The sequence below is a fragment of the Arthrobacter sp. CAN_A214 genome (genome assembly GCF_015751955.1).
GTDB lineage: Bacteria > Actinomycetota > Actinomycetes > Actinomycetales > Micrococcaceae > Arthrobacter_D.
Genome location: NZ_JADOUU010000012.1, coordinates 46636 through 66744 on the forward strand (window position 1 = coordinate 46636; position 20109 = coordinate 66744).

16 protein-coding genes and 1 riboswitch are annotated in these 20109 nt (G+C 66.1%); of the genes, 5 read left to right on the plus strand and 11 right to left on the minus strand.

The window, feature by feature from the left end; translation table 11 throughout:
* Positions 1-83: 83 nt before the first annotated feature.
* Positions 84-227: riboswitch (FMN riboswitch) on the minus strand.
* Between the two features lie 144 nt (positions 228-371).
* Complete coding sequence (gene aspS, locus IWX65_RS11415; RefSeq protein ID WP_196882960.1) at positions 372-2246, minus strand: aspartate--tRNA ligase; 1875 nt, start codon at positions 2244-2246, stop codon at positions 372-374.
* A gap of 147 nt (positions 2247-2393) precedes the next feature.
* On the opposite strand from aspS, the gene IWX65_RS11420 reads away from it, so the two are divergent.
* On the plus strand, positions 2394-3668 hold the full coding sequence (locus IWX65_RS11420; RefSeq protein WP_196882961.1) for an APC family permease: 1275 nt from the start codon (positions 2394-2396) through the stop codon (positions 3666-3668).
* Positions 3669-3677: 9 nt separating this feature from the next.
* Here IWX65_RS11420 and hisS read toward each other — a convergent pair whose 3' ends face one another.
* Positions 3678-5021 (minus strand): histidine--tRNA ligase, encoded by a 1344-nt coding sequence (gene hisS / locus IWX65_RS11425; RefSeq protein WP_196882962.1) that lies wholly within the window; start codon positions 5019-5021, stop codon positions 3678-3680.
* 293 nt (positions 5022-5314) lie between these two features.
* Between hisS and IWX65_RS11430 the strand changes: the two genes are divergently transcribed.
* Positions 5315-7096, plus strand: a complete 1782-nt coding sequence (locus tag IWX65_RS11430; RefSeq protein ID WP_196882963.1) for a DUF349 domain-containing protein — start codon at positions 5315-5317, stop codon at positions 7094-7096.
* 100 nt (positions 7097-7196) lie between these two features.
* Positions 7197-7856: a hypothetical protein gene (locus tag IWX65_RS11435; RefSeq protein ID WP_196882964.1), complete on the plus strand. Its 660-nt coding sequence runs from the start codon at positions 7197-7199 to the stop codon at positions 7854-7856.
* Between the two features lie 19 nt (positions 7857-7875).
* Here IWX65_RS11435 and IWX65_RS11440 read toward each other — a convergent pair whose 3' ends face one another.
* The 9 genes from IWX65_RS11440 to pdxT all read right to left on the minus strand — a co-directional run bounded on the left by IWX65_RS11440 (position 7876) and on the right by pdxT (position 17886).
* On the minus strand, positions 7876-10317 hold the full coding sequence (locus tag IWX65_RS11440; protein ID WP_334683819.1) for a RelA/SpoT family protein: 2442 nt from the start codon (positions 10315-10317) through the stop codon (positions 7876-7878).
* Between the two features lie 71 nt (positions 10318-10388).
* Positions 10389-11447: a protein translocase subunit SecF gene (secF, locus tag IWX65_RS11445; RefSeq protein WP_196882965.1), complete on the minus strand. Its 1059-nt coding sequence runs from the start codon at positions 11445-11447 to the stop codon at positions 10389-10391.
* Positions 11444-13180: a protein translocase subunit SecD gene (secD, locus tag IWX65_RS11450; RefSeq protein WP_196882966.1), complete on the minus strand. Its 1737-nt coding sequence runs from the start codon at positions 13178-13180 to the stop codon at positions 11444-11446. The genes secF and secD overlap by 4 nt, the downstream gene beginning before the upstream one ends.
* A gap of 88 nt (positions 13181-13268) precedes the next feature.
* On the minus strand, positions 13269-13802 hold the full coding sequence (yajC, locus tag IWX65_RS11455) for a preprotein translocase subunit YajC (RefSeq protein WP_334683820.1): 534 nt from the start codon (positions 13800-13802) through the stop codon (positions 13269-13271).
* Between the two features lie 104 nt (positions 13803-13906).
* Positions 13907-15007, minus strand: coding sequence for a Holliday junction branch migration DNA helicase RuvB (ruvB, locus tag IWX65_RS11460; protein WP_196882968.1), 1101 nt, complete (start codon positions 15005-15007; stop codon positions 13907-13909).
* Positions 15007-15630 carry a Holliday junction branch migration protein RuvA gene (ruvA, locus tag IWX65_RS11465; RefSeq protein WP_196882970.1) on the minus strand — a complete coding sequence of 208 codons (624 nt, stop codon included), beginning with the start codon at positions 15628-15630 and terminating at the stop codon, positions 15007-15009. Before ruvA ends, ruvB begins: the two co-directional genes overlap by 1 nt.
* Positions 15631-15760: 130 nt before the next feature.
* On the minus strand, positions 15761-16339 hold the full coding sequence (gene ruvC / locus IWX65_RS11470) for a crossover junction endodeoxyribonuclease RuvC (RefSeq protein ID WP_196822669.1): 579 nt from the start codon (positions 16337-16339) through the stop codon (positions 15761-15763).
* 30 nt (positions 16340-16369) lie between these two features.
* Positions 16370-17128 (minus strand): YebC/PmpR family DNA-binding transcriptional regulator, encoded by a 759-nt coding sequence (locus tag IWX65_RS11475; RefSeq protein ID WP_196822668.1) that lies wholly within the window; start codon positions 17126-17128, stop codon positions 16370-16372.
* A gap of 2 nt (positions 17129-17130) precedes the next feature.
* Positions 17131-17886, minus strand: coding sequence for a pyridoxal 5'-phosphate synthase glutaminase subunit PdxT (gene pdxT / locus IWX65_RS11480; RefSeq protein WP_196882972.1), 756 nt, complete (start codon positions 17884-17886; stop codon positions 17131-17133).
* A 111-nt stretch (positions 17887-17997) separates the two neighbouring features.
* Here pdxT and IWX65_RS11485 point away from each other — a divergent pair, with 111 nt between their 5' ends.
* Positions 17998-19308 (plus strand): MurT ligase domain-containing protein, encoded by a 1311-nt coding sequence (locus IWX65_RS11485; protein ID WP_196882973.1) that lies wholly within the window; start codon positions 17998-18000, stop codon positions 19306-19308.
* The gene (locus IWX65_RS11490; protein ID WP_196882974.1) at positions 19308-20048 is read left to right on the plus strand and encodes a type 1 glutamine amidotransferase; all 741 of its coding nucleotides are present in this window, start codon (positions 19308-19310) and stop codon (positions 20046-20048) included. Before IWX65_RS11485 ends, IWX65_RS11490 begins: the two co-directional genes overlap by 1 nt.
* Positions 20049-20109: the final 61 nt, after the last annotated feature.

Here is a 20109-nt window from a genome sequence, read left to right on the forward strand (position 1 = left end):
GCGCCCGGCACAGGACCGGGTTCGGGGTTCCGGGCTGCGATTCGCATCCTCTCGAGGATGCACGCGGCACGGAGGCCCTGCTGTTCGTGCTTCTCCCATCCAGACTTTAACTGTCGGTCCCGGAATTCCACCGGCTCAACCGATGGCTGCTGCGCGGAATGCGCGGCGGCCGTCGGGTCGCGGACTATAACCGCCGGTTCGGAATTACACCGACCCCGGAGCACGTACTTGTGAAAAGTATTTCATACCGCCCGAGGGCGGCGTCATAATTCCTCCGCAGGCGATCGGCAAGCGTGGACGAATCATCCGGTGGCGCGTCATCGGCCTGCTGGGCCGACGAACCGCGCTCCGTGGATGGTGTGTGCCGCCGGTCAGGACGCAGACGTGTCTGCGGCTACAGCGTCCTTGGGTGCGGGATCCTTGGGTGCGGGATCCTTGGGTGCGGGATCCTTGGGTGCGGGATCCTTGGGTGTCGCATCCCTGGGCCGCGCATCCACTCCCGCTTCCTTGCGCTGCTGCGCAGTGATCGGCGCAGGAGCGGCGGTCAGGGGATCATAGCCGCCGCCGGATTTGGGAAACGCGATGACATCGCGGATGGAGTCGGTCCCTGCGAGCAGTGCGACGACGCGGTCCCAGCCGAGGGCGATTCCGCCATGCGGAGGCGCGCCGTACTTGAATCCTTCGAGGAGGAAGCCGAATTTTTCCTGCGCTTCCTCCTGTCCGAGGCCCATGACGGCGAACACCCGCTCCTGGATGTCCCGCTGGTGGATACGGATGGAGCCTCCGCCCAGCTCGTTACCGTTGCAGACGATGTCGTAGGCGAACGCAATCGCGCTTTCCGGATCCTTGTCGAAGGTGTCCATGTACTCGGGCTTCGGTGAAGTGAACGCGTGGTGCACAGCGGTCCAGGCTCCCCCGCCCACGGCGACGTCGCCTGCGGCGACCGCTGCGGCTGCCGGTTCGAACATCGGCGCGTCGACAATCCACACGAAGGCCCAGTCACCGGCCTTGATCAGTCCGGCCCTCCGCCCGATCTCCAGCCGCGCTGCACCGAGGATTGCACGCGAGGGGGTTTTCTCGCCGGCGGCGAAGAAGATGCAGTCACCGGGCTGGGCGCCGACAGCGGCGGCGATGCCCTCACGCTCGGCGTCGTTCAGGTTCTTCGCCACCGGGCCGCGGAGGCTGCCGTCGTCGTCGATCAGGACGTAGGCGAGGCCCTTCGAGCCGCGCTGCTTGGCCCATTCCTGCCACGCATCGAGCTGGCGACGCGGCTGGGACGCTCCACCCGGCATGACGACGGCGCCGATGTAACCCGCGGCTACGCCGGCCTTGAAGACGCCGAATCCGGTGTCCTTGAAGAACTCGGTGAGTTCGGTGAGTTCGAGGCCGAAGCGGAGATCCGGCTTGTCGGATCCGTAGTTCGCCATGGCATCCGCGTAGGTCATGCGGCGGATGGGCAGGGGAATCTCGACGTCGATGAGCTTCCAGAGTGCGGCGACCAGCTGCTCGCCGAGCGCGATGATGTCGTCCTCCTCGACGAAGCTCGCCTCGATGTCGAGTTGCGTGAATTCAGGCTGGCGGTCCGCGCGGAAGTCCTCGTCGCGGTAGCAGCGCGCCAGCTGGTAGTACTTCTCGAATCCGCCCACCTGCAGCAGCTGCTTGAAGAGCTGCGGAGACTGCGGCAGCGCATACCAGGAACCTGGAGCCAGGCGCGCGGGAACCAGGAAATCCCGCGCTCCTTCGGGCGTGGAGCGGGTCAACGTGGGCGTTTCGATTTCGACGAAGCCGTCGCGGTGCAGGAGCTCGCGGGCCACGCGGCTGGCCTCGGACCTCAACCGGAGGTTGGCCTGCGGTGCGGGGCGCCGGAGGTCGAGGTAACGGTGCTTCAGGCGGGCTTCCTCCCCCACCTCGACGTGCTCGTCGATCTGGAAGGGGAGGGGATCGGCAGTGTTGAGGATGGTGACGTTCTCGGCGATCACCTCGACGCTGCCCGAGGCGAGTGCGGCGTTCTCGTTGCCCTCGGGGCGCTGCTGCACGGTTCCGGTGATCTGCAGGACGTACTCGTTGCGCAAGCCGTGGAAAACCTCTTCCTCGCGCACCACCACCTGGGCGATACCCGAAGCGTCACGCAGGTCGAGAAAGGCAACACCGCCATGATCACGACGCCGGGCAACCCATCCGGCCAGGGTTACTGTCTGTCCAATGTGCCCGGACCCCAAAGATCCGAGTTCATGCGTGCGCAGCACGGCATTCCTTCCCACAAAACGTGTCGCAGATAAGTGTTCACCTGCATAGTGTTAGATCGAGCCTGTCCGAGTTTACCGGTGATCATCCGGTGGCCGATCCAGGCGAAGAACCAAGCGAAGATCCGATGCCGATCCAGGGAGAACTGCATGACCGACACTCCCGGACTGCGGCGGGCGATGGGCGGCTTCGATGCGACCACCGTCGGGGTCGGCTCCATGATCGGTGCCGGAGTTTTCGTGGTTCTTGCCCCTGCCGCTGCAGCGGCAGGCAGTTGGCTCCCCCTCGCCGTCGTCGTCACCGGCTTCATCGCGTACTGCAACGCAGCAGCAACAGCGAAACTCGCCACCGTGTATCCCTCGAGCGGCGGGACCTATGTCTACGGACGGCGGCAGTTGGGCCCGTGGGCGGGTTTCCTCGCGGGCTGGAGTTTCGTCACGGGGAAGCTGGCGTCGTGTGCCGCGATGGCCCTGACGTTCGGCCTGTACGCAGCGCCCGGGTTCGAGACTGCCGCTGCCATCGCCGCCGTGGTGGCCCTGACGAGCGTGAACCTCCTCGGTGTCACGCGGACCGCCCTTCTGACCCGTGCCATCGTGTCGGTGGTGGTGCCGGTGATCGCGTTCGTGGTGGTGGTCGCGTTCGCCTCTCCCGCATCAGGTGAGCCGTGGATGCCGGCAGTCAACGGTCCGGTAGGGGTGCTGCAGGCCGCCGCGCTGCTGTTCTTCGCCTTCGCCGGGTATGCGCGGGTCGCCACCATGGGCGAGGAGGTGCGGAACCCGCGGCGGAACATTCCCGCGGCGATCCTCGGAGCCCTCGGGTTCACGCTGGTGCTGTACCTGCTGCTGGCCGTCGCCCTTCTCTCCGCCCTCGGCCCCGGCCCCTTGGCCGACTCTCCGGCGCCACTGCGGGATGTCTTCGACGCAGTGGCGGATCCCGCCCGTCCATCGGCTGCCGACGGCGGTGCCCTCCCCCGCACTGCAGTGACGGTCGCCGCCGCACTGGCGAGCCTCGGGGCGCTTCTCGCGCTGATTGCCGGGGTGGGCCGCACCACCCTGGCCATGGCGCGGGAAGGCGACCTGCCGCAGGTTCTGTCCCTTATCTCCCTGCGGTTCGGGGTGCCCTGGGCTGCTGACCTGCTCAGCGCCGTCGTGGTGGTGATCCTCCTGCTCACCACGGATGTTCTGACCGTGGTGAGCTTCTCGAGCTTCGGCGTGCTGCTCTACTACGCCATCGCGAATGCCGCGGCTTTCACCCTCCCCGAGCGCCAGTGGTACGCGCCGCGGTTCCTGAACGTCCTAGGTGCCGGGGGCTGCCTGGTCCTGGCATTCACCCTTCCGCCGGTATCGGTACTCTCGATGCTCGCCGTGCTGGCGGCCGGGGTGCTCTGGCGGATGGTCGTGCTGCGGGTGCGACGCCGGCCGTAGCCCGCTGCGCTACGGAGCGGGCTCGAGATTCCGTCCGATGACCGGGCGAAGGTCGGCGGCAGGCGGCATCCACGAAGCCGGATCTGCTGCCACCTGCTCGCCGGATCGGATGTCCTTCACCTCATGGGTGCCGTCGGAACCGGGAAACCAGACGAAGGGGATGCCCCGGCGGTCGGCGAACTTGATCTGCTTCCCGAACTTCTCCGCGCTTGCCGCCACCTCCACCGGGATGCCCCGGGTGCGCAGTGCCGAGGCAACGTCCTGCGCCTGCGACCACGCGCCGTCGTCGGCCAGTGCCACCAGGACCGCGGTGGGCACAGCGCGGCTCGCGGAGGCGAAGCCCTGGCTGAGGATACGGGAGACGATCCTCGTGACCCCGATGGAGAGGCCGACGCCGGGGAAGGTCCGGTTGCCCTTCGAGGCGAGGCTGTCATAGCGGCCGCCGGAGCAGATGGACCCGAGGCTCTCGTGACCGTTGAGCACTGTCTCATAGACGGTTCCGGTGTAGTAGTCGAGCCCGCGCGCAATGCTGAGGTCCGCCACCACCCGGCCGGGCGCGCGGCGGGATGCTTCGCCGATGACCTGCTCAAGCTCCGTCAGGCCTTCCTCGAGGAAGTCGTTGGTGACCCCGAGGGCCCGCACACGCTCCACGAAGGAGGTATCGGCGGTGCGTATCGCAGCGAGGGCCAGGGCCGCCTCGATCTGCGCATCGGAGGCGCCCAGTTCGTCCCGCAGGAGTTGGCCCACCTTTTCGGCGCCGATTTTTTCGAGCTTGTCGATGCTGCGGAGCACCCCTGCCGAATCCTCGAGGCCGATCCCGCGGTAGAAACCCTCGGCGAGCTTGCGGTTGTTGACGCGCAGCGTGAAATCCGGGAGGGGCAGGGCGCCGAGCGCTTCCACCACCACGAGGGCAAGTTCGACGTCGTACCGGAACGGGAGGGAACCGTCACCCACGACGTCGATGTCGGCCTGCGTGAATTCCCGCGCCCGGCCCTCCTGTGGCCGCTCGCCGCGCCAGCACTTCTGGATCTGGTATCTGCGGAACGGAAAGGCGAGGTGACCCGCGTTCTCCACCACGTAGCGCGCGAACGGCACAGTGAGGTCGTAGTGCAGGGCGAGGCCCCCTTCGGAGGGTGAAGCCTCCTCGGCCTGGAGACGCGAGACGGCGTACACCTCCTTGTCGATGTCACCCTTCCGCAGCAGCTGCTCCACGGTCTCGACAGCCCTCGTCTCGATGCTCGAGAAGCCGTGAAGCTCGAAGACGCCACGAAGCGTATCCAGCACGTGCAGTTCCACCAGCCGTTCCTCGGGAAGCCATTCCGGGAAGCCGGACAATGAAGCCTTACGTGCCATGAATGGTCTCCTGTCGAGGAACTGGGGTGCGCGGCATTCATTTTAGGGTCTGTGAACCCTGCGGGCGAAACGGAAGACCGGCGGGAAGACCATCATGGGTAAAGTAGCCTCAGGGCTGGAGTACCTGAAACCTTCGCCGACGGCGGTGGAGAGGGTGGCATCGCCGCCGGAGGTTTCAATGGACTCCGGAACGATAGACTCATCAGCCCTGAAACAATGGCCGCGGCACGGCTCGCGCCCATCCGACGAGCGAAAGACTTTTAGCGGTGACAGACAGTCAGCAATCCGACGAAATGACCACTGGCAGCACCTCCACAGAAGAGGAGACGCCGGCTCAGCCGGAAGCGTCAGCGGTTGAAGAAACAGCAACGGAAGCGACGGAGACAGCGCTGGACGGCCAGGCCGGGCAGACGCATGAGATCCCCGAGGTAGAAGCAGTCCAGACGGAAGCGCCCGAGACCGAGGCGCCCGAAGCTGCTGCCGAGGTTCAAGCGCCCGAGACCGAGGCAGCCCAGACGGAAGCCCCCGAGGTCGAAGCGCTCGAGGCTGAGGTGGCCACAGCGGCTCCTGAGACCGAAGCGCCCGAAACTGCTGGCGAGGCGCCGACCGAGGAAACAGCCTCCGCGGTGCCAGACTCCGCGGTGGTTCCCGCGCTGTCGGCCGAGGTGGAGCCTGCGGCAGTCGCCGACGACCGCGCGCCCGTTACCCCGGCTCCGGCTCCGCGGCCCGCGTCTTCCCGCCCGCCTCTTCCCACCGCTATGACCCCGCGCCCGTCCCGGAAGTCGAAGCGGCCGATCGCCGTACCGCCGGCGCACAGTACACCGCTCGAGGAAGCAGCCAAGTTCGCCCGCGTCGAGGATGACGGCCACGTCTACCTGCTGATCAACGACGAGGAACACGCGGTAGGCCAGTACCCCGACGCCACGCGGGAGGAGGCGCTCGCCTACTTCGTGCGCAAGTACGACGACGTCGCGAGTCAGGTGGTCCTGCTCGAGCAGCGCGTGCAGGCCAAGGCGCCCTCCTCCGATATGCAGAAGACCGCCAAGCACCTCCGCGCGCAGGTGGGCGAGCGAAAGATGGTCGGTGATGTGGTGGGGCTGGTCGCCCGCATCGATACGCTGATGGAAGCTATCACCCAGCTCGAGAAGACCGAGCGTGCCGTTCAGGACGAGGTGAAGGCCAAGGAGCTTGCTGCGCGTGAGGCCCTGGTGTCGGAGGCCGAAGAGCTTGCGGGCCGGGACCCCGGGACGGTGCAATGGAAAGTCAGCAGCACCCGGATGAACGAACTGTTCGAACTGTGGAAGGCCGCGCAGAAGAACGGGCCCCGGCTCGGCCGAGGGACCGAGGACGCCCTGTGGAAAAGGTTCCGCTCGGCACGCACTGTCTTCGACCGTCACCGCCGCGCCTACTTCTCCCAGCTGGACAACGACAACGCCGAGGCCAAGCATGCCAAGGAAGCACTGATCGCGAAGGCTGAGCAGCTTTCCACGTCCACGGACTGGGGCCACACCGCCGCCGAGTACCGCCGGCTCATGGACGAGTGGAAGGCGTCCAAGCGCGCCAGCCGCAAGGATGACGACGCCCTCTGGGCACGCTTCCGCGCAGCCCAGGACCGCTTCTTCGAGGCGCGTAAAGCAGCGAATGAAGCGGTGGACGAAGAGTACGGGTCCAACCTCACGACGAAGGAAGCTCTCCTGAAGGAGGCCAAGCAGCTGGTGCCGGTTCGGGACGTCGCCGCGGCGAAGAAGGCCCTGCAGTCCATCCGTGACCGGTGGGAGGATGCCGGGAAGGTTCCCCGCGCCGACATGGGACGGATCGAGGCCGGCCTGCGGCAGGTCGAGGATGCCGTGAAGTCTGCTGACGACGCCCACTGGCAGAAAACCAATCCGGAGACCAAGGCCCGCACCAACAGCGCCCTGAGCCAGCTCGAGGCAACGATCGCAACCCTTCAGGAAGACCTTGCGGCAGCTGAACGGGCCGGTGACACCAAGCGGATCACCACGGCCAAGGAAGCTCTCGCTGCCCGTGAGCAATGGCTCACGATGCTGCAGCGCTCGGCCCAGGACTTCTCCTAGGGCTCCTGCGCCGCCTCGTTGTCGAGGCCTCTGCCCCCGGTTGTCCACATGCCGGGGGCGGAGGCTTTTCCTTTGGCTACGGGTTGGTGATGCTGGAGCAATGCCTCCCCTGGACAGCCTCGCTTCAGCATCACCGCCGATGCTTCAGCTGCCCGGAGCGTCCTCCGGGGTTGTGATCACCTCCACCGGCGGCGCGCTTTTCCACGCGGGGGAGGTTTTCAACTCCGAGGAGTTGCAGGCAATGAGGCTCGATGGACTGGTGCGCCGAATCTATGGAAGTTCCTACCTGAGGACCGATTTCCCGGAGGATGCAACGGTTCGGGCCCAATGTGCTGCACGATCTGTGCCGAGGAGCCTGCGGCCCCGCGTGGCTCTCGGCCGGCAGTGTGCCGCGTGGATCTATGGCTGTGCTCCCCCTCCCCTGCTGCTGAACCTGGTGACCGATCACCGACGTCGGACTACTTCCCTGCCCCTCTTCAGCAATGCCGCCATGCACCAGGTGTCCTTGGGGCCGTTCGACGTCAACCTGGTCGCTGGTATTGCCGTCACCACGCCGCTGCGCACCGCCCTCGATATCGCAATCCACGGCGAGGACATCAGTGCAGTGGACATTCTTTGCGCGATCGCCTCAAGCGACTCCCTCGATTGCAGGTTGCGCCTCGTCGAGGCGGCCGTCTCCACCACGAGGCGGGTCCCGGGACGAACAAGGGCTCTTGCGCGCCTCCGGCAGGCCCAGGCGTTGACGTCCGCAGGTTGGTGAACGCCGGGGACCGGCAGGCTCAGATCCTGCGCTGTGCCCCCGTGGTGCGGTACACGTCGAAGACTCCGTCGATGCGCCGGACCGCCCCGAGGATGTGGCTCAGGTACTTCGGATCGCCCATCTCGAAGGCGAACCGCGACAACGCCACCCGGTCGGACGAGGTATTGACGCTCGCCGCGAGGATATTCACGTGGTTCTCCGAAAGCACCCGTGTGACGTCGGACAACAGGCTCTTCCGATCCAGCGCTTCCACCTGGATCTCGACGAGGAAGACGCTCGACTGCGTGGGCGCCCATTCCACCGGCACGATGCGGTCGGGCTGGTCGCGCAGCTCGGCGACGTTGCGGCAGTCGGACCGGTGCACCGATACTCCCGAACCCCTGGTCACGAAGCCGACGATGGGGTCGGGCGGAACCGGCGTACAGCAGCGGGCAAGCTTGACCCACACGTCGCCAACCCCCCGGACCGTGACACCGGAATCAGTGAACTTGGGCCGGCGCGGCTGGGTCGCCACTGCCGTCTCGGCGATGTTGTCCTCCGCGCCCTGATGCCCACCCATCAGTGCGACAAGGTGCTCGATCACGTTCTGCGGAGACGTATGCCCGTCTCCGACCGCCGCATACAGCGCGGCGATGTCCTGGTGCCGAAGGTCGTGGGCCACCGTGGTGAGGGCGCTGTGGGTCATCATGCGCTGGAGGGGGAGATTCTGCTTCCGCATCGCACGCGTCAGCAGGTCCTTGCCCTTGTCGATCGCTTCTTCGCGGCGTTCCTTGGTGAACCACTGGCGGATTTTGTTGCGTGCCCGGGGGCTCTTGACGAAGCCCTGCCAATCCTGGCTCGGCCCCGCACCCTCCGCCTTGGAGGTGAAGACCTCCACCCAGTCACCATGGGTCAACTCACTGTTCAGCGGTACGAGTTTCCCGTTGACGCGCGCCCCGATGGTCCGGTGGCCAACCTCGGTATGGACGGCGTAGGCGAAGTCGACGGGAGTGGACCCCGCAGGCAGGGCCATGACCTCGCCTTTCGGAGTGAAGACGAAAACTTCACGGGCGTTGATCTCGAAACGCAGAGAATCGAGGAACTCGTCCGGATCGGAGGTTTCCTGCTGCCAGTCGACCAGGCTCCGCAGCCACCCCATGTCGCCGTTGTCCGGCGCCTCGATCGCCTTTCCTCCGCCGTTCTTGTACTTCCAGTGGGCTGCGACGCCGTACTCGGCGCGGCGATGCATGTCATACGTGCGGATCTGGATCTCCACAGGTTTGCCGCCCGGACCGATCACCGTGGTGTGGAGTGACTGGTACATGTTGAACTTTGGCATGGCGATGTAGTCCTTGAACCGGCCTGGCAGCGGGTTCCATCGCGAATGGAGCGAACCGAGGGTGGCGTAGCAGTCGCGCACGCTGTCCACGAGGACGCGGACACCCATCAGGTCATGGATGTCGTCGAAGTCCTTGCCCCGCACGATCATCTTCTGATAGATCGAGTAGTAATGCTTGGGGCGTCCGGTAATCGTGGCCTTGATCTTGACCGCGCGCAGGTCCTCTTCGACCTGGTTGCGCACGAGGCTCAGGTGTTTTTCCCGCTCCGGCGTGCGGTCACCGACCATCCGGACGATCTCCTCGTACACCTTCGGGTGCAGGGCGGCGAAGGAAAGGTCCTCCAGCTCCCACTTGATGGTGTTCATTCCGAGCCGGTGCGCCAGCGGCGCAAAGATTTCGAGGGTCTCCCTGGCCTTCTTCGCCGAGGAAGCCGCCGAGACGAAACGCCAGGTCCGCGCGTTGTGGAGCCGGTCGGCGAGTTTGATGACCAGGACGCGGATGTCCTTGGCCATCGCGACCACCATCTTGCGCACCGTTTCCGCCTGCGCCGCGTCACCGAAGGAGACCTTGTCGAGTTTGGTGACACCGTCGACAAGCATCGCGACCTCGGGTCCGAAGTCCCGGCGCAGCTCATCGAGTGTGTAGGAGGTGTCCTCCACCGTGTCGTGCAGCAGCGCCGCCGCCAACGTGGTGCCGGTCATTCCCAGCTCGGCGAGGATCGTCGCCACGGCGACGGGGTGGGTGATATACGGGTCGCCGCTCTTGCGTTTCTGCCCCTCATGGCTGCGCTCCGCCACCAGGTAGGCCCGCTGGATGAGGTCGAGGTCCTCCTTCGGGTTGTTCGCCCGAACGGTCCGCAACAACGGCTCAAGCACCGGCGAGTACCCCGAGGAACCCCGCCCGGCCAGCCTGGCGATCCGGGCACGCGTGCGCCCCCGGCGTCCGGGTACGGCGAGGTCCGCATTTGCCGCCAAGGAAGCCGTTTCAGGATCGGCCGCCGCCGTTCCGGTTGCCGAACTACGGGCTGACCCGGCACCGGCCGCCGCCGGGGGCTGCTCCACGAGAGCGGCCGGAGCCGTCGCACCCGACGGATTGGCGGTGCCGTCCTCGGGCCTCTCGACGGGATTCACCGCTTCAGCCATGCACAACCCCTTATTTCCAGCAGTCCGATCCCCCGGGATCCCAGGATGTCCAGCGTATGGACTCCTCCAGTTTAGCCTCGCGCAGTAGCTCCGTGCGCCGTTGATCCGTGAGCCGTCAGAGCAGGCGCTGCGCTGCCAGCTTCTGCTTCCTGCACACGACGGTTCCGGACCTTCTTCTCCTGCTTCCGCATTTCCGGCTCGTTGAGCCGAAGGAACGCGTACATGGGCGCCGCGATGAAGATGGTGCCGAGCGTTCCGAGGATGATGCCGATGAAGAGTGCAAGCGAAAGATCCCGCAGCGTGCCCGCACCCAGGAGCAAAGCGCCGATGAAGAGGATCGACGCCACCGGCAGGACTGCCACTACCGAGGTGTTGATCGAGCGCACGAGTGTCTGGTTGACCGCGAGGTTCACCTGCTCGGCGAAGGTCCGCTTGGTGGACAGGTCAAGATCCTCGGTGTTCTCGCGGATCTTGTCGAACACCACCACGGTGTCGTACAGCGCGTAGCTCAGGATGGTGAGGAATCCGATGATCGCCGACGGCGTCACCTCGAAGTCGCTCAGGGAGTAGAGGCCGGCGGTGACGATCATGACCACCACCAGGGCAGTCATCGCCGCTACCGACATCTTCCAGGTGCGGAAATAGATGGTCATCAGGACCGCGGCCAGCAGGATGAAGACCACGAGTCCGATCAGAGCCTGCCGGCTGACGTCCTCACCCCAGGTCGGACCGACGAAGCTGGAGGTGACCTGGTCCTCGCTGACCTCATAGGCGGAGATGAGGTTATCCCGCACGTCGAGCGTCTGGTCGTCGGTGAGCTGCTCCGTCTGGATGCGCATCGTTTCGGGAGCGATGTTCGTGACGCGCGGAACGGCATCGGGCACGACGTCGTTGACTGCCTGCTCGCCGGCGCCCACCTCCGTGTTCTGCGTGTCCGAAACCGTGAATTCGGAGCCGCCGCGGAAATCGATTCCGAGGTTGAACCCGCCCTTGACCACCGGAATGATGATCGACACCAGCACCGCGATGGCGGCTATCAGGAACCAAAGGTTCCGCTTGGCTACGAACGGGTAGGACCGCTTGCCCGAGTGGAGTTCATTGCCGAACCGGGAGAAACTGGTGACCCTCATGTGTTTTCCTCGTTCTCTGGGTTGCGGCCAAGACCTGCCATGGCTTTCTGCTGCTCCGCGATCCGGCGTTCGGCGATGGTCAATCGGCGTTCGGCTTCGCCTGCGGCTGCCTTGTTCCGTGTGCGTGCAGGAACCGGCGGGGTATCCGAGGGACGCCGGATCCGTCCCGCTCCCCGGTAGAGCGGGGTGACACCGAGGCGCTTGGGATCAAGGCCGGACCAGGCGTGGCCCTCCCCGAAGAACTTCGTCCTGGCCATCAGGCGGAGCACCGGGTGGGTGAACAGGAAGACCACGATGAGGTCGGCAATCGCCGTCAGACCCAGCGTGAACGCAAAGCCGCGCACGTTCCCGACTGCCACGAAGTACAGGACGAGTGCGGCGAGGAGGTTCACCGCTTTCGAGGCGAGCACGGTGCGCTTGGCTCGCCGCCAGCCGTTCTCCACGGCGGAGATCATTCCGCGGCCGTCCCGGAGCTCATCCCGAATCCGTTCGAAGTACACGATGAAGGAGTCGGCGGTCTGGCCGATCGCCACGATCAGGCCTGCAACGCCGGCGAGCGACAGCCGGTAGTTCTCCGTCCATCCGAGGATGCAGATTGCCAGATAGGTCAGCAGACCCGCCACGACGAGCGAAGCAATGGTGACGAGACCGAGCAGCCGGTACTGGAACAGGGAATACACCGCGACGAGAGCCAGACCGATCAGGCCGGCGATCAGGCCCAGCCGCAGCTGGTCGGCCCCGAGGGTCGCCGAAATCTGCTGCTCGCTCTGGATCTCGAAACTGATGGGAAGCGCGCCGTACTTCAGCTGCTCCGCGAGGGCGGCGGCCGATTCCTCGGTGAAGCTTCCGCTGATCGAGGGGTTGCCGTCGGGAATCACGGCGTTGGTGGTGGGAGCGGACACGATACGTCCGTCGAGCACGATCGCGAACTGGTTCCGGGGATCGCCCTGACCGATCGCGAACAGTCGTTCCGTCACTTCGCGGAACATCCTCGTGCCCTCGTCGTTGAAGTCGATGTTGACGGCCCAGGAGTTCAGGGACTGTCCCTGGCTGCCCGTCTGCAGGCCGTAGGACGCGGAATCGATGTCGGTTCCCGGAACCTCGACAGGCCCGAGGATGTACTTGCCCTGGGTGTCGGGCTCACACGCCACCATCGGCTGGTCCGCCGGAGCCGGTTCTTCGGGGGGCTCGAGGGCCGCAGGGTCAAGGCAGTTCGTCGCCTCGAATTCCTTGAAGATCTCCGGAGTGATCCAGTTGGGATCACTCGCGTCGGCCGGTTCCCCCGTGGGAGCCTGGAGCTGGTCCTCGGGTGTCGGCGTTTCAGCGGCTGGAGCCTGACCCGGACCGCCGAAGAGCACGGGACGGAACTCCATCTGCGCTGATGCCTGGATGAGGTCGCGAGTCTCGGCGTCGGGCGTGCCGGGAAGGGAAACGATCACGTTCTGGCCCGACTGCGTGCTGATTTCCGCCTCGGCAACGCCGCTGCCGTCGACGCGCTGGCGGATGATCTCCACCGCCTGATCCAGCTGTTCGGCGGTGATCTCAGCTCCGCCCTGAACCCGCGGCGCCAGGATCATCTGCGTGCCGCCCTCGAGGTCGAGAGCGAGGCGGGGGGACCAACTGGCGCTGCTCCAGTAGGATCCCGCTCCCAGCAGGGTCGCGAGGAGTGCAAGGAGTACGCCCAGCCAAACAAGGGTTCGTTTGGCTGCCGTGCCGGGGGCGGTGCGTGGCATGGTGGATCGTCTTTCTAGGAGTCGGCGGGGAATAAGCGCCGGACCGAACGGTGCGGACCCGGGCTAACGCCGAGAACCTGCAGCGATGCTATTTGTCTTTGTTCCAGTCGTTTTCACGGCGGATGCGGTCGGCAGCCTCTTCGGGAGTCTCGGTCGCCGCCGGGCCGTCGCGGTGCGACTCGACGCCGCGGTGTGTCTCGACGTCCCGTTGCGGCTCGACGTCGCGGTGGGGCTCCCCGACGAGGGAGGACGCATCGTCGGGAACCTGGGTGGACCCGGCGGCCGCGGCTTCCTCCTCCGTCACCGGCGCTTCCTGGGTGACGACCTTGCTGAGGGCCTGCGTGTGGACTGTCGCCGTGTTTCCGGGGGACAGCTCAAGGACGGCCTTGTTGTTCTCCTGGTCGATCGAGAGAATAGTCCCGTACAGGCCGAACTGCGTCATGACCTCGGTGCCCGGTTCCATCTGCGTCCGCATATCCTTCACCTGCTTCTGCGCCTTGCGCTGGCGGCGGAACATGGTGAAGATGAGGAAAGCCAAGGCGAGCGGAAGCAGCAGGCCGAAGACATCGAAGGGCTGTTCGGCGGCGGCATCGCCTGTTTGGGCTACTACATTTGCGAGCACGAAAAAGTTCCAATCCTGTTACCGGGGCAGCGCGTGCAGCGGTGCTGGGACCGTGCTTCACTGCGTTTCATCCCAGTGTAAAGGGAAAGGCTCCGGCTTCCCTGTCAGGACTCGGGCAGGGACCAATCATCCAGCGGCAAATCCTCCTGCTCAACCGAGAACAGGTCCTCCGGCATGGCGGCTGCGACGGTCGGCGGCATCACCCAGCCCAGGTGCTTCCACGCGGCCGCCGTCGCAATCCTGCCGCGGGGAGTTCGCCCGAGCATGCCCTCACGGACCAGGTAGGGCTCCGCAACGGTTTCCACGGTTTCCGGCTCTTCACCCACTGCGATGGCGAGCGTCGAAAGGCCCACCGGACCGCCCCCGAATTTCGTGATGAGCGCGGTGAGCACGGCCCGGTCGAGCCGGTCGAGGCCCTTCGCGTCCACCTCGTACATGTCGAGCGCCGACCCTGCACACCGCGCGTCGACCAGGTCCACACCGTGCACCAGCGCCCAGTCGCGGACGCGACGCAACAGTCGGTTGGCGATGCGGGGGGTGCCGCGTGACCGGCTCGCGATTTCGGCGAAGGCAGCGGAGTTGACCCTCATGTCCATGAGCATGGCTGAGCGCCTGAGAACCAGTTCGAGTTCGTCGGTCGAGTAGAACTCGAGGTGCCCGGTGAAGCCGAAACGGTCACGCAGCGGCCCGGGCAACAGCCCTGCCCGCGTGGTGGCTCCCACGAGCGTGAACGGCGGCAGGTCCAGGGGTATCGCCGTGGCTCCGGGCCCCTTGCCCACCACGATGTCCACACGGAAGTCCTCCATGGCCATGTACAGCATCTCTTCGGCCGGCCGGGACATGCGGTGGATCTCGTCGAGGAACAGCACCTCGCCCTCCGTGAGCGAGGAGAGAATCGCTGCGAGGTCGCCGGCATGCTGGATGGCGGGGCCTGAGCTGATGCGAAGCGGTGCATTCATTTCAGCCGCGATGATCAGTGCCAGAGTGGTCTTGCCGAGTCCCGGAGGACCCGAGAGCAGGACGTGGTCGGCGCTGCGCCCCCTCATGCGTGAGGCTTCGAGGACCAGGGACAGCTGCTTGCGCACACGCTGCTGTCCCACGAAGTCATCGAGGTTCTTCGGGCGGAGGGCGGCCTCAACAGCCCGGTCCTCCGGATCCGAGCCCGGCGAGACCAGTGGTGCCTCCTCCGGCTGCTGCGAGGCCATCAGCCCACCCTCGCACGGGTCGAACTGCGTCCGCCGTCCTGGCCGAGGCGGCGGAGGGTCAGCTTGAGTATCTGGCCGACGTCGCCCGTTGCGGCAATTTCCGGTGATTCCTTCGTGGCGGCGTCGATGGCCGCGCCGGCGTCCTTCTCCGACCAGCCGAGGCCCATCATCGCGGTGAGGACCTGGCCCTGCCAGGTCTGCTTCGGAGCTCCCGGGCCGTCAAGCGGCACGAGCTTGCCGGCGAGCTCCAGCACGATACGCCGAGCTCCTTTGGGCCCGATTCCCGGAACCCTGCTGAAAGCCTTGTCATCACCGGCCGTTGCGGCGATCCGCACTGCTTCAGGTGTATGGACGGCAAGGACGGCGAGGGCAAGCCGTGGGCCCACGCCACTGATGGCCAGCAGCGTCTCGAAGACCTCCCGCTGCTCGGCGCTCTCGAATCCGAACAGCGTCATGGAGTCCTCGCGCACGATCATGGCGGTGAAGACGTTGGCCTGCTCCCCCGTCCGGAGCGAGGCCAGTGTCTGCGGCGTGGCCTGGACCTGCATGCCGAACCCGTTCACGTCGAGAACTGCCGAGTGCAGGCCCACGGACGCGACGGTTCCGCGGAGGAAACTGATCATTCGAGAAGCTCCAAGACAGTGGTGGGTGGGCTTGTTCGAAGCAGAGTCCGAACATAGTTTCTATTATGCTACGGTATCGGCGGCTGAGACCCGCAGGGTACCGACACCCGCCCCAGCAACCGTGGCCGATTCACCTGCCGCGCCGTGCCTTCGCCTCAGCCTCGGCCCACAGCCGCTGCGCCGGCGTCGCGCTTCCCGCGCCCACCGCCGCGCCCGCTGCAGCCAGGCCTACTCCCCTGCGCCACGCATGGGTGATGGCGAGGGCGAGGGCGTCGGCTGCGTCCGCCGGCCGGGGCGGCGTGTCGAGGCGGAGGATCTTGGTGACCATCTTGGTCACTGCCACCTTGTCCGACTGCCCGTTTCCGGTCACCGCGGCCTTCACCTCGGTAGGGGTGTGCAGGGCGACGGGAATTCCGCGCCGTGCCGCAGCGACTATGACGACGCCGGAAGCCTGCGCAGTGCCCATCACCGTGCTCACGTTGAGTTGACTGAACACGCGCTCGACGGCGAGTACCTGCGGCTGGTGAAGATCGAGCCAGGCCTCCACGGCCTCCGAAATCACGAGGAGCCGCTGGTCAAGGCTGCGGCCGGCCTCGGTTCCCACCACCCCGACCGCGACGAGCGTCGAGTGCCGGTTGGGTTCGACGTCGACCACGGCCAGGCCGCAGCGGGTCAAACCCGGATCGACGCCCATGACCCGGAGGGTCACCGGCGTCCCACCGGGCAGCTGGAGGGTTCGCTAATCGTCGTTCTCCAGCTCGGCCAGGACCTGCTCAGGCAGATGCGCATTCGAGTACACGTTCTGGACATCGTCGAGCTCTTCGAGGGCATCGACGAGCTTGAGGAATTTCCGTGCGCCGTCGGCGTCGAGCTCAACCTGCATCGACGGAACGAACTCGGCTTCATCGGTTTCGTACTCGATGCCGTTCTCCTCCAGGGCGGCCACCACCGCCCGGAGGTCCTGCGGTTCGGAAACTATCTCAAAGCTCTCGCTGGACTCCTTGACCTCATCGGCCCCGGCATCGAGGACCGCCATCAGCACCTCGTCCTCGCTCAGTCCGTTCTTGGGGAGCGTCACCACGCCCTTGCGTGTGAAGAGGTAGGCCACTGAACCGGGATCGGCGACGCTGCCCCCGTTGCGGGTGATGCCGAGGCGCACCTCGGATGCTGCCCGGTTCTTGTTGTCCGTCAGGCACTCGATGAGCAGGGCCGATCCCTGGGGGCCGCGCGCCTCGTACATGATGGTCTGGTAGTCGACGGTCTCGCCGAGGAGGCCCGCACCGCGTTTGACGGCCCGGTTGATGTTGTCGATGGGCACCGAGGTCTTCTTGGCCTTCGACACCGCGAGTTCGAGCCCGGGGTTGCCGGCCAGATCGGCTCCGCCGGCCTTGGCCGCCACCTCGATGTTCTTGATCAGCTTCGCGAAGGACTTGGCGCGCTTGGCGTCGATTGCAGCCTTCTTGTGCTTGGTTGTTGCCCATTTAGAGTGGCCCGACATGCTTACGCTTCTCCTCTGATCATCCGAATAAACAGTTCGTGGACCCGCTGCTCTCCCGTGACTTCGGGATGGAAACTGGTGGCGAGCAGGTTTCCCGACCGCACTGCGACAATCCTAGCGACCGGCGGTGCCTCCGGCTCCGCAGCCTGGCCGCCCCCGGATCCGTCGTCGCGCCGTGTCCCGGGCGCATGGCGGCTCCCCGGCCCGGGCTGCGGCGTACGTGCCGCCGGCACCTCGGCCAGGACCCGGACCGATTCCCCCACGCTTTCCACCCACGGCGCACGGATGAAGGCGGCATGCACCGGGTCGTCCTGGGCTGCGCCTCCCGCAGCGGCGAGCCCCTCGAACCGCAACTCCGTCTCGAACGATTCCCGCTGCCGCCCGAAGGCGTTGCGGCGTACCACCATGTCGAGTCCTCCGAGCGTCTGCTGGGGATTGCCGTTCCGGTCCAGGGACGGATCGGCAATGCTGCCGGACAGCAGGATCATGCCGGCACAGGAACCGTATACAGGGAAGCCGTTGCCGATCAGGTCCCGAAGCGGCGACGCCAGCTGGAAGGTGCGCGTGAGCTTGTCGATGGTGGTCGATTCGCCGCCGGGAATGATCAGGCCGTCGATGCCGTCGAGTTCGCTTGCCCGGCGCACGGGACCCGCTTCGCCGCCCAACGCCTCGACAGTGCGGATGTGCTCACGCACATCGCCCTGCAGTGCGAGAACCCCAATCCGCACGCGCGGCCGGCCGGAAGCTGTAGAAGTCATCACGCAATTCTAGGTGCAGCACCGAATCCCGAACGATCCCGGGTCGGCACCGGGTGCCGCTCCAGCCGTTCCTGCACCTGAGCCGGCAGTGTCTGCGCTAGCGTTAATGGCATGAATCCCTTGAGCGTGCTGGTCGGAAAAGCGGTGCGCCGCGCCTCGAAGCTGCGGGGCGGCGGCTCGGCACTACCCGGCCTGGTCGTCGAGCGACTCGACCCCGGCTTCATGGGCCGGGCCCTGACCGGGTTGAAGCACGGCGTGGTGGTGGTCAGCGGAACCAACGGCAAAACGACGACGACGAAAATGGTGGTCGAGCTGCTCCAGGGACAGGGACTGAAGGTCTTCACCAACCGGACGGGCAGCAACTTCACGCGGGGAGTGGCCGCCGCCCTGCTCGGGGAGGTGGACTGGCGCGGCCGCCTCGACGCGGACATCGCCGTCCTCGAACTCGACGAGGCGCATGCCGTGCACTTCGTCCGGCTCGTTCCACCGCGCTATTCCCTGCTGCTCAACGTGCTGCGCGACCAGCTGGACCGTTTCGGCGAGATCGACGCCACCACCCGCCTCCTCGAAACCATCGCCCTGGCGACCACCGGGACGGTCGTCCTCAACCGCGAAGATCCGCGGGTGGCCGGTATCGCCGCCTCGGTCACCGTCGCGGACGTCGTGTATTTCGGTCTCGATGCCTCGCTCCGCAGCACCTTCCCGAACGACGACGAACTGCGGGGAGCAGCGGGCACCGCGCCGGCTTCAGCGCTGCCCGCCGACGTCGTGCTGGAGAAAGTGGACGGCAATTCCGCGGTCTTCCTCCTGAACGACGCCGCTCCTGAAATCTCAGCTGCCGGCTCCGTAGCCGGCGGGACGGTGCACGCCGACCTGCGATTGCGGGGGGTCTACAACATCTTCAACGCCGCTGCGGCACTCGCGACGGCCCGCGCCGTCCTCGGAGCAGCCGTGAAGCAGGACGCGCTCATCGCGTCCCTATCCGCGGTGGAGCCCGCGTTCGGCCGCGGCGAGAGCCTGGTCGTGGACGGTCAGGCCCTCGAGCTGGTTCTCGTGAAGAACCCCAGCGGGTTCCGGCTCGGGCTCAAATCGTTCGACCCGGCGGGGTGCGCCACGATGATCGCCATCAACGACAACTATGCCGACGGGCGGGACATGTCCTGGCTGTGGGACGTGGACTTCGACTCGCTGGGCCTCGACGGCGTGGAGGTCGTCAGCGGGGTGCGTGCGTATGACATGGCACTCCGGCTCAAGTACGACGACGTTCCGGTCCGCGCCGTCGAACCCGACCTCCCAGCCGCGCTGCGGGAGTTCATCTCGGGCAGCAAGGATTCGCCGAAGAGGATTTTCTGCACCTACACCGCTATGCTCGCCGTCCGGCGCGAGCTGTCCAAAATCACGAAGGTCGAGGTGGTTTCCTGATGCCGAACGGCACTGCGAACACCAAGGGCACCATCCGGGTCCTCCAGCTGTACCCACGGGAGATGAACATCTACGGCGACTGGGGCAACGTGCTGGTGCTCAAGCAGCGCCTCAGCTGGCACGGCTACACGCCCGAGATCCTCGAGCACAATGCAGGGGATCCGTTCCCCTCCGACGTCGACCTCATCATTGGCGGCGGCGGGCAGGACAGCGGGCAACTGGTCATCCAGGAGGACCTGCAGGCTCTTGCGCCGACCTTGAGGGGGCTTGCCGAGGAGAACCTGCCCATGCTGCTCATCTGCGGGCTGTACCAGCTGTTCGGGAACTTCTTCCGGACTCAGAACGGCAGCGTGATTCCCGGTATCGGGGTCCTGGACCTTGAAACCCACGGCGGTGAGAAGCGGCTGATCGGCAACGTCGTTGCCACCAGCCCGGAGTTCGGCGACATCCACGGCTACGAGAACCACAGCGGGCAGACCTTCCTCGGTCCTGAGCTCGCGCCGCTCGCCACGGTGACGAAGGGTGAGGGTAACAATGCCACCGACGAGCATGAGGGTGCCCGCTACCGGAACATCGTCGCGAGTTACCTTCATGGCTCCCTGCTGCCCAAAAATCCTGCGATCGCGGACTTCCTCATCCGCAAGGCGGTCGAGCGAAAATTCGGCTCCTTCGATCCTGGCGTGATCGACGATTCCCTCGCCGAAGCGGCACGCCGGCACGCCGCCACCCGCCCACGCTGACGCTGACGCAGCCACGCTCGGGCACGAGCCAGGAACTATTCGTGCTCGCTCCGGGGGCGAT